The following is a 12959-nucleotide window of genomic DNA, read 5'->3' as shown; positions in this document are numbered from 1 at the left end:
AATATAGAAATGGCAATGTTGGAAGTAAAAGATTTACACGTATATTATGGTGTAATTCAGGCTCTGAAAGGAATTTCCTTTGAGGTAAATCAGGGAGAGGTCATCGCCCTGATCGGTGCCAACGGTGCAGGAAAAACCACTACACTGCAGACTCTTACCGGACTTCTTTCCGCAAAAGAAGGTTCCGTTGTTTTTGAAGGAAAAGATATTACCAAAGTTCCGGCACATAAGATCGTTGAGATGGGAATCGCACATGTTCCGGAAGGACGCCGCGTATTCGCAGACTTAAGTGTTTATGAGAACCTGATCATGGGTGCTTATACACGTAAGGACAAGGCAGAGATCCAGGAGAGCCTTGTCGGCGTATACAAGCGTTTTCCAAGACTGGAAGAGCGTAAAGGACAGCGCGCCGGTACTCTTTCCGGCGGTGAGCAGCAGATGCTTGCCATGGGACGTGCCCTTATGAGCAAGCCAAGACTGATCGTAATGGACGAGCCTTCCATGGGGCTTTCTCCGATTTTTGTAAATGAAATTTTCGATATTATCCGTGTGGTAAGCGAAGGCGGCACCACTGTACTTCTGGTAGAGCAGAATGCCAAGAAGGCACTTTCCATCGCAGACCGTGCTTATGTCCTTGAGACCGGCAAGATCACCATGAGTGGAAAAGCAAGCGACCTGCTCAATGATGAGGCTGTACAGAAGGCTTATCTTGGAGAATAAATCCATTTGAAAATTAATCCGGCAAGGCAGCAAAAAGGAGCTTTGCCGGGATAATAAGGAGGAGAAATATGGACAATTTCGTAATTACCATTGCAAGACAGTACGGAAGCGGCGGACGTACCGTAGGTGAAATGCTTGCGAAGAAATTAGGAATTGGATATTACGACAAGGACATCATCCGCATAGCATCCGAGGACAGCGGTATTCACGAGACTCTTTTCGGAAGAGTGGACGAGTACACAAGTGCCAGACGCCCGCTGTTTGGCAAAAAAGGAATTTACAGCGGAGAGCTGATTCCGCCTCAGAGCAAGGATTTTACCTCTGATGAAAACCTGTTTAATTATCAGGCAAAAGTGATCCGCGAGCTGGCGGAGAAGGAATCCTGCGTGATCATCGGAAGATGTGCTAATTTTGTGCTGAAGGATTATCCAAATGTACTTCGCGTATTTGTTCATGCAAACTGGGATTTCCGTATGGAAAAAGCTGCTGAGAAGCTGAGCATGAGTACCAGGGAGATTGAGAAATTCCTTCAGAAGGATGACAGGCGCAAGGACGAGTACTACCGCAGATTTACAGGCCAGGAGTGGAAGGATGCCACCCAGTATGACCTGTGCCTGGACAGCAGCAAGCTTGGCTATGACAAGTGCATCGAGGAAATCGAGAACCAGCTGAACATGTTGAAGAACAAATAAGTTCTTCCTTTGGGCAAACTGAAATAAGAAGAATCACAGAGCATCGGCTTTTTCAAAAAAGAAATTGTCGGTGCTCTTTTCATAGTCTGAAGAAAATCCACATATATTATCAGGAAAGACAGATGTCAGGCGGCGAAGAGATGAAAGAGAAAACAGGGCATCTGGTGATGTGGGTGCAGGGGCTGGTTCTGGTTCTTTTGTGCGCAAGGCTGGGGGCTGGAGCTATTCTGGAAAAGGAAGGGGAGACGGGAACGGCGGGAGAGGAAGCCGTACAGCTGACAAATGCAGCAAAAAACGGAGACGCGAAGGCAGATTTTGATCAGAACCGGGGATTGGTTCAGGAAAAGAAAAGGGTAGCTCTGACCTTCGATGATGGTCCAAGCAGCAAGTATACGCCCCTGCTTCTGGAGGGACTGAAAGAAAGAGGCGTCCATGCCACCTTTTTTCTTATGGGGAAAAATATAGAGGGAAAAGAAGAACTGGTGAAGCGGATGCAGGCAGAAGGACATCTGATCGGGAACCATACCTACAACCACGTGGAGCTGTGCAAAATCTCCAAGGAGGCAGCCCGAACAGAAATCGAAGCCACCAATCAGGAAATTTACGATATCACAGGAGAATATCCCATGTGGCTTCGTCCGCCTTACGGGGAGTGGCAGAAGAATCTGGACTTTTATGTGAACATGTTTCCGGTTCTTTGGGACATTGACACATTGGACTGGAAAAGCCAGAATGTGAATGCGGTGATGCAGATCGTGGAATCAGAGATTGAGGACGGGGCGGTGATTCTGATGCACGACGCATATCAGAGCTCTGTGGATGCAGCCCTTCAGATCGTGGATCTGCTGACGGCACAGGGGTATGAGTTTGTGACTGTGGATGAACTGGTGCTGCCGTGAGAAAATGCAAAGAAAAAGGTTTGCCTAAATTGGGAAGATGGATTATAATTAGAACAAATGTGCGGTATAATACATCTGAGTAAGAAACAAAAAATGGAGAAAATACATGGATTTATTTGAATATGCAAAAGCAAAGACAATGGAGAATGAGTCGCCGCTGGCTTCCAGGCTTCGTCCTACCCGTCTGGAGGAAGTTGTAGGGCAGCAGCACATTGTAGGAAAGGATAAGCTGCTTTACCGGGCAATTAAGGCAGATAAGCTGACTTCTGTTATTTTTTACGGACCTCCGGGAACCGGCAAGACCACCCTTGCCAAGGTCATCGCCAATACCACCAGCGCAGATTTTACCCAGATCAATGCCACTGTAGCCGGCAAGAAGGACATGGAAGAGGTGGTGAAGCAGGCTCAGAATGCCCTTGGCATGTACGGAAGGAAGACCATCCTTTTTATCGATGAGATCCACCGCTTCAATAAGGGACAGCAGGATTATCTTCTGCCATTTGTGGAGGATGGCACCATTATCCTGATCGGTGCGACTACAGAGAATCCTTATTTCGAGGTAAACGGGGCTCTTTTGTCCCGGTCTATTGTGTTCGAACTGAAGGCGCTGGAAATTCCGGAGATTAAGGAACTGATTCTTCGGGCTGTCAATGACAAAGAGAAAGGCATGGGAAGCTATGGAGCAGTTCTGGACGAGGATGCCCTGGAGTTTCTTGCAGATATGGCAGGAGGAGATGCCAGAAGCGCTTTAAATGCCATAGAGCTGGGGATTCTGACGACTCCCAGGTCTGATGACGGCAAGATCCATATTACACTGGATGTGGCTTCTGAGTGTATCCAGAAGCGTGTGGTACGCTATGATAAGAACGGAGATAACCATTACGACATTATTTCCGCATTTATCAAAAGCATGCGCGGCTCAGACCCGGATGCTGCAGTGTATTATCTTGCGAAGATGCTGTATGCAGGGGAAGATGTGAAGTTTATTGCAAGACGTATTATGATCCTTGCTTCCGAAGATATTGGAAATGCAGATCCCCAGGCCCTTGTGGTGGCAACTGCTGCGGCGCAGGCAGTAGAGCGGGTAGGCATGCCGGAATCCCAGATCATCCTTTCCCAGGCTGCTGCTTATATGGCATGCGCGCCGAAGAGCAACGCCGCTGTGAACGCGATCTTTGCAGCGATGAACAGCGTGAAGCGCACCAAGACCACAGTGCCTGTACATCTCCAGGATGCACACTATGGCGGGCATGAGAAGCTGGGTCATGGAATCGGCTATAAGTATGCCCACGATTATCCGAATCACTATGTACAGCAGCAGTATCTTCCAGATGAAATTAAGGATGAGAAATTCTATGAGTTGTCCGATATGGGATATGAGAAGAAATTGAAAGAGCATATGGAATTTATACGAAGAAATAAACAGTAGAAGTGGTGATAAAATGGAGGAGCTTTACAGAAGCCCCTCCATTATTTTTGCATATATTTCTTCGTATTTCTTCGGCCATTGCTTACACATTGCCTTGGCTGCCGTAAGGGATGGTGCCGCAAGAGAAAGATCAATCACGGAAGCTCCCTTCTGCAAAAGCTGCAGGTGCACCACATATTCCCCCTGGTTATTGATGTAGTAGTCCGCAGGAGCCTTAACCTGGTTCTTGGCGGAAGCACCTCTGGCAGCTAAATACTGCAGCACCTCGGTGCGGATGTCCTGGGAAATATCATTCTCAAAATAGGTAAGCGTGTTTTTGCCATCTTCAGTGAGATAATAATAGGAAGTATTGGAAATGGTACGCTTCTCGATCAGCTCCGTCTCCTCAAGCTCGGAAAGAGCCTGCTGCAAATGGAAATAATTGGTGTATTCCCGGTCCAGAATAAATTCAGAAATCTCGGAATTGGTAATGGGAGAGGATGAATTTCGAAGCATATATAAAATGATCAGCTTGTAAACAGTAAATGGTGTTGCCATTTTCAAGCCTCCTTTCTGGCTTTTCCCTGAAAACTCTGTCTTTCCTTCAATCGGTGGTGAAGAAGATTGAGGACTTCTCTTTTGCGGCTTGCCCATAAAGGTGCAATGAGCAGATCTTTTGGGCCGTCCCCGGTAACCCGGTGGATCACAATGGACGAGTCCAGATGCTCCAGACAGTCGATTACAAGGTCAATGTATTGGTCTCGTTCCAACACTTTAAATTTCCCGGCAAGATAATCATATGCAAGGTCGGTGCCTTTCAGAACATGGAGAAGCTGCAGCTTAATGCCCTGGATGTCACAGGCACTTAAGTAATCCATAGTTGCCAGCATATCTTCCCTGTTTTCCCCCGGAAGTCCGAGAATGGTGTGCACCACCACTTCAAGTCCAGCTTTTCGAAGCCTGCAAAGTGCATCCTCGAAGCAGGAAAGAGGATAGCCCCGGCGGATATAGGCGGCAGTAGATTCATGGATGGTCTGCAGTCCAAGCTCTACCCAGACGGGCTTTCTTTTATTCAGGCGAGAGAGAAGTTCTATCACATCCTCTCCCAGGCAGTCTGGACGGGTGCCGATGGAAAGCGCCACAATCCCTGGATGGGAAATGGCTTCCGTGAAAATCCGCTCCAGATAAGGAACCGGAGCATAGGTATTGGTATATGCCTGGAAATAGGCAATATATTTGTGGATTGGACGCTTGGCGGACAGCATTTCAATCTGGCTGTCAATCTGCCTGGTGATGGAAAGGGCTGCGCTTGCGGCGAAATCTCCGCTGCCCCCTTCACTGCAGAAAATACAGCCGCCGTGCCCGATGGTGCCGTCCCGGTTGGGACAGCTCATGCCTCCGTTCAGTGTAACCTTGTAAACCTTTTCCCCGAACCGTTCCCGCAGCATATAGTCAAGGGAATGATAGGGCTTGCCGTTCCAGTTATTCATCGCACATCAGGATCCTGGCTGTGATTTACTACACAATCCGGATCTGGTTCGCTGGTTTCCTCCGGGATGTATTTGTCAAAAATTTTCACAAAGAAATGTGAATTGATGTAAGCAATTCCGGAAAATCCAAGGAGCACCAGAAGCAGGATCACGGTAGACTGGAGCTGGGCGCTTGGAATAAAGAATGCCAGGGCCGGTGCAGCAGAGATCAGGATCATCAGTGCTGTATAAGGAAGATGACGGATGGACATCAAAAATGCGTTGGTAAAGGTGTTCTTGATGGTGTTGTAAAATTTGGCAAGTACCGGGTAGATGTACATGAAAAGCATCAGGTAAACCACCAGGATCATCATGAAGATCACCAGGAGTACCTTGCCAAGGGAGCCTGCTGTGCCGCGGCAGATGCTGATGTCAATGGCAAGGAGAACTGCGGCAGCCAGCATGATCAGATTGATGACGATGCCCTGCTTCAGATTCTGCTTAAAGGATTTGAAAAAGCCGCGTACAATGTAGGATTCTTCATTGCGTACCATCTTCATTGTGACATAGAACATGGCAGAAATGGAAGGGCCGATTGTAACAATTGGGATACAGCAGACGATGCACAGAATATTCAGAATGATAAGATCTGCTACTCTGCTCATAAAGGTGAAAAATTTGTTATCCATGTTGAAGAAACGATCCATTCATATACTCCTCTTTTCTGTTTGTTGTAAAGCCGGAATCAGTCCCGGCGTTATAGCTTATGCAATAGTATAACGAATCTGTGGAAAAAAAGCAATTTGAAAATCAAAATGTATAAAATTTTCACAAAAAAATATTCTCGAAATTGCTTGCTTATCACACGTTAGCGTGTTAAAATAGTAATTATTGAAAATAGAATAGCAACAATTAAAGATAGAAAAAGGAGTAGCGAAATGAGTAAAAATATCAGAACTGAGGCAGTTGACCATCTTTTTGAGGCCATACTTTGTCTGAAGGATAAGGAAGAGTGCTACACTTTCTTTGAGGATGTGTGTACCATTAATGAGCTTCTTTCTTTATCCCAGAGATTTGAGGTTGCCAAGATGCTGATGGATAAGAGAACTTATCTGGACATCTCTGAGAAGACAGGTGCTTCCACAGCGACCATCAGCCGTGTAAACCGTTCCCTGAACTATGGTAATGACGGCTACGACATGGTATTTAAGAGAATGGAAGAGAAGAAGGAGCAGAATCGTCCGCTGGACCAGAAGGACGAATAAGGAGCTTTGAAGTTCCCGCTCTGGAAATGACAGACAATAGAACAGGACTTACATGCACGAAAGAAAACCCGCGGATCATTGGATGGTGATTCGCGGGTTTTGTGGCGGTGTAGGGAGAGAAGTTTTATTTCTCTTTTGTTTTCTTGGAGGATTTATCCTCTGCGGGGGAGATGTCATCGATCATTTTCTCAATGATCATCTTCTTGATGTAGACGTCGAAGCTCATCAGGCAGATAAAGCTGAAGCGCTTTAAGAATTCCTGGTCCTCCTCGTCTGCATCCTGGAAGGTAGCGCTGGAGAAACGGTAGTCCTTGAGGACATTCTTGATCAGCTGGTCGATCTTGCGGTTCTCCATGCCGAATACTTCATTATATACATAGGTCATGTCCTTGCCTGGCTCGCCCTTGAAATACTTCTCCGTGATAGGACCCAGAAGCTTCTGGATGTCTGTGATGGACAAAATATTCTTAAAATAATAGATGAAGATCAGCATGAGAAGATGATCCTTGGAATAACGCTTCTTCTCCGGGGAAGGGAGCAGGTTGTTCTTCGCATAATTGTTGATCATGGTCTTGGTGAGGATCTTGTCGTCCTCGTGGCGCTTGGTGGATGCAAGCTGATTTTCCATGAAGGTTGTGACCTGATCCATGTAAAGATCAATGTTCGGGAGATCTTCCGGCTTTATATAATCCATTCCGGAAATGTGGTCCAGAATGCTTCTGAATACGGATTTATCGTCTTCTGTCATTTTTTTATCACCTCTGCTCCCTATTATATAGTTTTTAAAACTACTTGTAAACTGTTTTTTTCAGTTTCTGTAAAAATGGAAGAGGGAAACCGAAACTATGTTTGCTTTTTTGCATGCGCGGGGTTGTGGGAAAAGAGGATTTCATGTATAATGAATTTTACTGTTATGGTTACCCATATGAGACAATGAACCTGGAATTTTATATAGGAGAAAATAGATGAGCATATACGATACATTAAATCCGCCGCAGCGCGAGGCAGTGGCGCAGACTGAAGGACCGGTTCTGATTCTGGCTGGTGCAGGGTCAGGCAAGACCAGAGTGCTGACTCACAGAATCGCCTACCTGATGGAAGAGATGGGGGTCAATCCATGGAACATCCTTGCTATCACTTTTACCAACAAGGCAGCCCAGGAGATGAGAGAACGTGTGGACAAGCTGGTGGGATTTGGTTCCGAGAGCATCTGGGTGTCTACCTTCCATTCTGCCTGCGTGCGGATCCTGCGCAGACACATTGACAATCTGGGATATGACACCAATTTTACCATCTACGATACAGATGACCAGAAATCCCTGATGAAGGATGTGTGCAGGAAGCTGAACATTGATACCAAGGTGTATAAGGAGCGGTCCCTTCTGGCTCAGATTTCCCATGCCAAGGACGAGCTGCTGACACCGGACGATATGGAGATGAAGGCTGCAGGAGATTATAATATGAAGAAAGTAGCCTCCGTTTACCGGGAATATCAGGCTGCTCTTCGCAAGAACAATGCTCTGGATTTCGATGACCTGATCGTGAAAACTGTGGAACTTTTCCAGAACTGCGGCGCTGTTCTGGAGTACTATCAGGAGCGGTTCAAATATATTATGGTAGACGAGTACCAGGATACCAATACTGCGCAGTTTAAATTTATCAGCCTTCTGGCACAGAAATATGAGAATTTGTGCGTGGTGGGTGATGATGACCAGTCTATTTACAAGTTCCGCGGGGCAAATATTGGGAATATCCTTGGCTTTGAGCGTGTTTTTCCGGATGCAAAGGTAATCCGCCTGGAGCAGAATTACCGCTCCACCAAGAACATTCTGAACGCTGCCAACCAGGTGATCGCCAATAATACCGAGCGTAAGGCCAAGACGTTGTGGACCGAGAATGAAGAGGGCAGCAAGGTGCATTTCCGGCAGTTTTTCAATGCTTATGAGGAGGCGGAATATGTAGCAGGGGAGATTGGCAAAATGAAGCGGGAAGGGCTTGGAAGCTATCGGGACTGCGCCATTCTCTACCGTACTAATGCCCAGTCCCGAATTTTTGAGGAGAAATTTATTGCAGCCAACATTCCCTATAAGCTGGTGGGCGGCGTAAACTTCTATGCCCGTAAGGAAATCAAGGATCTTCTGTGCTATCTGAAAACCATTGACAATGCCAGAGATGACCTTGCTGTGCAGAGAATCATCAATGTGCCCAAGCGCGGAATCGGTGCCACTACACTTGGACGTGTCCAGGACTATGCAGACAATATGGGGATCAGCCTGTATGAGGCTCTTCGGGTGGCAGAGGAGGTTCCTTCCATTGGAAGAAGCCTGTCCAAGATCGACGGTTTTGTTACGTTTATCCAGAGCCTAAAGAGCAAGGCGGATGTGCTTTCTGTGGAAGAACTGCTGCAGGAGGTGATTGATGATACCGGATATGTGGCAGAGCTGGAAGCTGAGGATACGGAGGAATCCAGGGCCAGAATCGAGAACATTGACGAGTTGATTTCCAAAACTGTGGCTTATCAGGAGGCTATGGAAGAGCAGAATCAGCCTGCTACACTTTCCGGTTTTCTGGAAGAAGTGGCGCTGGTTGCCGATATTGATACGGTAGATCCGGATCAGGATTATGTACTGCTTATGACCTTACATAGCGCCAAGGGCCTGGAGTTTCCAAAGGTGTTTATGGTGGGAATGGAGGACGGCATTTTCCCAAGCCATATGACCATCAGCTATGGAGATGACGGAGAACTGGAAGAGGAGCGCAGGCTCTGTTATGTGGGAATTACCCGTGCCATGAAGGATCTGACGCTGACATGTGCACAGCAGAGAATGATCCGCGGGGAAACCCAGTACAATAAGGTTTCCCGTTTTGTAAGAGAGATTCCCCGTGAGCTTGTAGATCTGGGACATACTATCCAGGAGAAAAAGCCGAAGGCCGAGGATCTGATCCCAACTCCTACCAAGTATTCCAAGATGAAGGAGATTCTCCAGAGCCGTAACTACAAACCAAGGGAATTTAAGGTGACCAAATCCGGTTCCCTAGATTATGAGGTTGGAGATACGGTTCGCCATATTAAATTCGGCGTGGGAATCGTAAAGGAAATCGTGGAGGGCGGCCGGGACTACGAGGTTACGGTGGAATTTGACAAGGTAGGCGTCAAGAAGATGTTCGCAAGCTTCGCCAAGTTGAAGAAAATATAATTGTGCGCCCTGCGATTAGCGCTATGCTTTGAAACGAAAAATTCAAAATAAAAAGATTAACTATGGTAAAATGGTAGCAAAAGTGGTATAATAAATAAACCTGATGAAGATTGCAATAAATGTAAGTCGGGTGCCGGAGACTTTTTGAATACGCTCTGGTGTTTCGGTGCAGAAGTTAGTTGGCTATTTTAGGAAACTGCTTCAGAATGCACATGCAAGCTATATGAAAGAGAGGATGGTATCACATGAACATTAAAATGGATAAGCTCGAGGAATTATTATCATTACTTAAGAAAAAAGAAGAAGAGAAGCAGAAAAATACAGTCCTCTGGGTACTGGCAATCGTTGGTGCTGTAGCTGCTGTTGCAGGAATTGCATTTGCAGTATATCGCTTCTTTGCACCGGATTATCTTGAGGATTTCGAAGAAGATTTCGATGATGACTATGACGATTATTTCGAGGACGAAGAGAAATGATTAAGGATTAACGAATGAGGTATACGGGCATATGGCATTTATGCTCTCCCGTATACCTTATTTTTTTACGGAGGAATTATGAAAAAAGGCGAGATTTACGAAGGGGTTATTGAGAAAGTGGATTTTCCCAATAAGGGATATGTAAATATAGATGGAGAAAAAGTAATTGTAAAGAATGGAATTCCGGGACAGAAGGTCCGTTTTATGATCAACAAGAAGCGTTCCGGCCGGGTGGAGGGAAGACTTCTGGAGGTTCTGGAGAAATCACCTCTTGAGGTGCGGGAACCTGTCTGTAGCATTTTCCCTGCCTGCGGAGGCTGTATGTATCAGACCATGTCTTACGAAGAGCAGCTGAAGATGAAAGAAAATCAGGTGAAGAGTCTTCTTCAGGCAGCAGTTGGGGAGGACGTGGATCTTCACTGGGAGGGAATCCATGGAAGTCCCATTGAGTTTGGATACCGGAATAAGATGGAATTCTCTTTTGGGGATGAGTTTAAGGACGGTCCCCTGTCTTTGGGACTTCACAAGAAAGGAAGCACCTATGATGTGCTGACTGCATCCGATTGTAAGCTGGTGCATCCGGACATGACTGCCATTCTTTCCTGCGTGCTGGACTTTTTCACAGAGCTTGGAGCTGTACATTATAAGAAAATGCAGCACACCGGATATCTGCGCCATCTGCTTCTTCGAAGAGGGGTAACCTCCGGAGAGATTCTGGTTCACGTGATTACCACAAGCCAGGCCCAGTACGACTATGCGCCGCTGGTTTCCAGACTGCTCGCCCTTCCTCTTGAGGGCAAAATCGTGGGGATCATGCACATCATCAACGATTCCCTGTCTGATGTGGTGCAGAGCGATGAGACGCAGATTCTTTATGGACAGGATTATTTTTATGAGACACTTTTGGGCTTGCGCTTTAAGATCAGCACCTTTTCCTTCTTCCAGCCGAACTCTCTGGCAGCAGAAGTACTGTATTCCATTGTGCGGGATTACATTGGGGATACCAAGGATAAGGAAGTGTTTGACCTTTACAGCGGCACCGGAACCATCGCCCAGCTTCTTGCTTCTGTAGCGAAAGAAGTGATCGGCGTGGAGATTGTGGAGGAAGCTGTAGAAGCAGCCAAAGTAAACGCTGCCCTTAACGGCCTGACCAATTGCCGTTTCATCGCCGGAGATGTACTGAAGGCGCTGGATGACCTTACCGAGAAGCCGGACATGATCGTCCTGGATCCCCCACGCGACGGCATCCACCCCAAGGCTCTTCCAAAGATCCTTGCATACGGCGTAGAAAACATCGTCTACATCTCCTGCAAACCCACCAGCCTGGCCCGGGACCTCCCCTCCTTCCTCGCCGCCGGCTACCAGATCCAGCGCACCTGCAGCGTGGACCAGTTCTGCGAGACGGTACATTGCGAGACAATTTGCCTCTTGAGCAACCGAAAACCAGATGCACAGTAAAATCAGTGCGAATATGGAAGATTATTATTGCAATGTGTTAGCTGATAATGTATCTGATTTTTTTAGGGAGAAAATGATTTATGAACAAAGAAAAAACAGATATGCTTATTTATACGACAGAGGATGGTCTGACAAAAGTTGAAACAACTTTTGATGGTGATTTCAAGGAATTATTGCTTAGAAATTTGGCAATTAAGCAGATGGATACATTAGACCGTATCAATTTATCAGCAGTTTCGGCACTTCCTGGAGGTGCTATGTAAATGAAAGAAAAATAAAAGTATATTTATACACCAGTATTTCCATAACCATGTGGATAAATGGATATTCTGTGGATATCTGACTTATCCAAATTATGATTCGATTGAAAACATCTATCAGAAATGGTAGATGTTTTTTGATGCTTATATTTTTCTAAAAGATAAAATTGAAAAAATGAGAAAAAGAGCATATAATAAAAGTTAGTTGCAACGTACTGCAAAAACGTGGATGAAATAAAAGCGGGGAGGAAAGTTATGTCATATTCAGAGGATTTGAAAGCATTTGCGGCTTCACACAAATATGAAGATGTGATGGTTGATGGTGCGAAATTTCATTATGTATTAAACGGCAGGAAGGACAGCCAGACGCTCGTCATGCTGAACGGCGGCATGAATACGCTGGAAATGTGGATGAACTATGTGGATGCCTTTTCGGAAGATTACCAGGTACTGCTTTTCGATTACCCACAGGAGCTTCGGACCAACCAGGAACTGGTAACGGGCATGCATGCCTTTTTCAGGAAAATTGGCGTAAAAAAACCAATCTTTGTAGGAGCCAGTGACGGTGGAATGGTGGCGCAGATTTACATTCAGAAATACCCGGGTGAGGCAGGGGGAATGGTTCTGGTTTCCACCGGCGGAATGGATGCCGAAACCTTGAAAACTTTGAAAAAGAAGTATTTCTTTGCCCCGGTCATGCTCTGGTATATGAAGCACTGCAATTATGAAAAACTGAAGCCAAAACTGATCAAAGCAGGAATGAGCCATATCCGCAATGAAAGCAAGGAAGAGATTGCCTACGCCCAGGATATGTTTGAAATCATATTTAAAGATTACACAAAAGAGAAAGATGTACATATCTCTGGTTTGCTGGCAGATCTGATGAACCAGACTCCTGTTACAGCAGAAAATTTCCAGCAGCTGAAAGGAAAAATCCTTCTGATTCTTCCAGACCAGGATTTCTTTTCCGGCAAAATGCAGGAGAACCTGATTCGTCTCATGCATGATCCGAAAATTACATATGTTTCCGGAGGTCATCTGTCTACGATTTTGAAGTCGGAGGATTACGTGCGTACAATCCGCGATTTTCTGAAAACCTTTGAAAATTAGGGGGA

At 46.0% G+C, this 12959-nt stretch carries 14 protein-coding genes; 10 read left to right on the top strand and 4 right to left on the bottom strand.

Annotation, left to right across the window (positions count from 1 at the left end; genetic code table 11):
• Positions 1-9: 9 nt before the first annotated feature.
• The 4 genes from DWZ38_RS05670 to DWZ38_RS05655 all read left to right on the top strand — a co-directional run bounded on the left by DWZ38_RS05670 (position 10) and on the right by DWZ38_RS05655 (position 3740).
• Positions 10-720: an ABC transporter ATP-binding protein gene (locus tag DWZ38_RS05670; RefSeq protein WP_117850803.1), complete on the top strand. Its 711-nt coding sequence runs from the start codon at positions 10-12 to the stop codon at positions 718-720.
• A 68-nt stretch (positions 721-788) separates the two neighbouring features.
• A complete protein-coding gene (locus tag DWZ38_RS05665; RefSeq protein WP_021926162.1) occupies positions 789-1412 on the top strand; it encodes a cytidylate kinase-like family protein in 624 nt (207 codons plus the stop codon).
• A gap of 140 nt (positions 1413-1552) precedes the next feature.
• Entirely contained in the window at positions 1553-2311 is a 759-nt protein-coding gene (locus tag DWZ38_RS05660) for a polysaccharide deacetylase family protein (RefSeq protein WP_243000166.1), read from the top strand.
• 106 nt (positions 2312-2417) lie between these two features.
• Positions 2418-3740: a replication-associated recombination protein A gene (locus DWZ38_RS05655; protein ID WP_117850800.1), complete on the top strand. Its 1323-nt coding sequence runs from the start codon at positions 2418-2420 to the stop codon at positions 3738-3740.
• Positions 3741-3764: 24 nt separating this feature from the next.
• Here DWZ38_RS05655 and DWZ38_RS05650 read toward each other — a convergent pair whose 3' ends face one another.
• From DWZ38_RS05650 to DWZ38_RS05640, 3 genes are read right to left on the bottom strand one after another with little or no spacing between them, the layout of a single operon-like run.
• Positions 3765-4277, bottom strand: coding sequence for a DUF4364 family protein (locus tag DWZ38_RS05650; RefSeq protein ID WP_021926159.1), 513 nt, complete (start codon positions 4275-4277; stop codon positions 3765-3767).
• A 2-nt stretch (positions 4278-4279) separates the two neighbouring features.
• On the bottom strand, positions 4280-5209 hold the full coding sequence (locus DWZ38_RS05645; RefSeq protein ID WP_117850798.1) for a TIGR01212 family radical SAM protein: 930 nt from the start codon (positions 5207-5209) through the stop codon (positions 4280-4282).
• Positions 5206-5877 (bottom strand): YesL family protein, encoded by a 672-nt coding sequence (locus tag DWZ38_RS05640; protein WP_243000165.1) that lies wholly within the window; start codon positions 5875-5877, stop codon positions 5206-5208. Before DWZ38_RS05640 ends, DWZ38_RS05645 begins: the two co-directional genes overlap by 4 nt.
• A 249-nt stretch (positions 5878-6126) precedes the next feature.
• On the opposite strand from DWZ38_RS05640, the gene DWZ38_RS05635 reads away from it, so the two are divergent.
• Positions 6127-6453, top strand: coding sequence for a YerC/YecD family TrpR-related protein (locus tag DWZ38_RS05635; protein WP_021926156.1), 327 nt, complete (start codon positions 6127-6129; stop codon positions 6451-6453).
• Between the two features lie 124 nt (positions 6454-6577).
• Here DWZ38_RS05635 and DWZ38_RS05630 read toward each other — a convergent pair whose 3' ends face one another.
• Positions 6578-7201 (bottom strand): DUF1836 domain-containing protein, encoded by a 624-nt coding sequence (locus DWZ38_RS05630; protein WP_117850794.1) that lies wholly within the window; start codon positions 7199-7201, stop codon positions 6578-6580.
• A 217-nt stretch (positions 7202-7418) separates the two neighbouring features.
• Here DWZ38_RS05630 and pcrA point away from each other — a divergent pair, with 217 nt between their 5' ends.
• The 5 genes from pcrA to DWZ38_RS05605 all read left to right on the top strand — a co-directional run bounded on the left by pcrA (position 7419) and on the right by DWZ38_RS05605 (position 12954).
• Positions 7419-9650 carry a DNA helicase PcrA gene (gene pcrA, locus DWZ38_RS05625; RefSeq protein WP_117850792.1) on the top strand — a complete coding sequence of 744 codons (2232 nt, stop codon included), beginning with the start codon at positions 7419-7421 and terminating at the stop codon, positions 9648-9650.
• A gap of 245 nt (positions 9651-9895) precedes the next feature.
• Entirely contained in the window at positions 9896-10126 is a 231-nt protein-coding gene (locus DWZ38_RS05620) for a hypothetical protein (protein ID WP_021926153.1), read from the top strand.
• A 78-nt stretch (positions 10127-10204) separates the two neighbouring features.
• Entirely contained in the window at positions 10205-11584 is a 1380-nt protein-coding gene (rlmD, locus tag DWZ38_RS05615) for a 23S rRNA (uracil(1939)-C(5))-methyltransferase RlmD (protein ID WP_117850790.1), read from the top strand.
• A gap of 80 nt (positions 11585-11664) precedes the next feature.
• Positions 11665-11847: a hypothetical protein gene (locus tag DWZ38_RS22135; protein ID WP_021926151.1), complete on the top strand. Its 183-nt coding sequence runs from the start codon at positions 11665-11667 to the stop codon at positions 11845-11847.
• 252 nt (positions 11848-12099) lie between these two features.
• Positions 12100-12954 (top strand): alpha/beta hydrolase, encoded by an 855-nt coding sequence (locus DWZ38_RS05605; protein ID WP_117850788.1) that lies wholly within the window; start codon positions 12100-12102, stop codon positions 12952-12954.
• The last annotated feature ends 5 nt before the right edge of the window (positions 12955-12959 follow it).

Origin of the sequence: Ruminococcus sp. AF31-8BH (assembly GCF_003460605.1) — a bacterium.
GTDB classification, from domain to species: Bacteria; Bacillota; Clostridia; order Lachnospirales; family Lachnospiraceae; genus Blautia_A; species Blautia_A acetigignens.
This window is presented reverse-complemented; position numbering and strand designations above follow the sequence as displayed.

Coding starts and splice junctions, on each gene's coding strand:
- DWZ38_RS05670 (WP_117850803.1), top strand. CDS start 10: ATGGCAATGTTGGAAGTAAAAGATTTACACGTATATTATGGTGTAATT.
- DWZ38_RS05665 (WP_021926162.1), top strand. CDS start 789: ATGGACAATTTCGTAATTACCATTGCAAGACAGTACGGAAGCGGCGGA.
- DWZ38_RS05660 (WP_243000166.1), top strand. CDS start 1,553: ATGAAAGAGAAAACAGGGCATCTGGTGATGTGGGTGCAGGGGCTGGTT.
- DWZ38_RS05655 (WP_117850800.1), top strand. CDS start 2,418: ATGGATTTATTTGAATATGCAAAAGCAAAGACAATGGAGAATGAGTCG.
- DWZ38_RS05650 (WP_021926159.1), bottom strand. CDS start 4,277: ATGGCAACACCATTTACTGTTTACAAGCTGATCATTTTATATATGCTT.
- DWZ38_RS05645 (WP_117850798.1), bottom strand. CDS start 5,209: ATGAATAACTGGAACGGCAAGCCCTATCATTCCCTTGACTATATGCTG.
- DWZ38_RS05640 (WP_243000165.1), bottom strand. CDS start 5,877: ATGGATAACAAATTTTTCACCTTTATGAGCAGAGTAGCAGATCTTATC.
- DWZ38_RS05635 (WP_021926156.1), top strand. CDS start 6,127: ATGAGTAAAAATATCAGAACTGAGGCAGTTGACCATCTTTTTGAGGCC.
- DWZ38_RS05630 (WP_117850794.1), bottom strand. CDS start 7,201: ATGACAGAAGACGATAAATCCGTATTCAGAAGCATTCTGGACCACATT.
- pcrA (WP_117850792.1), top strand. CDS start 7,419: ATGAGCATATACGATACATTAAATCCGCCGCAGCGCGAGGCAGTGGCG.
- DWZ38_RS05620 (WP_021926153.1), top strand. CDS start 9,896: ATGAACATTAAAATGGATAAGCTCGAGGAATTATTATCATTACTTAAG.
- rlmD (WP_117850790.1), top strand. CDS start 10,205: ATGAAAAAAGGCGAGATTTACGAAGGGGTTATTGAGAAAGTGGATTTT.
- DWZ38_RS22135 (WP_021926151.1), top strand. CDS start 11,665: ATGAACAAAGAAAAAACAGATATGCTTATTTATACGACAGAGGATGGT.
- DWZ38_RS05605 (WP_117850788.1), top strand. CDS start 12,100: ATGTCATATTCAGAGGATTTGAAAGCATTTGCGGCTTCACACAAATAT.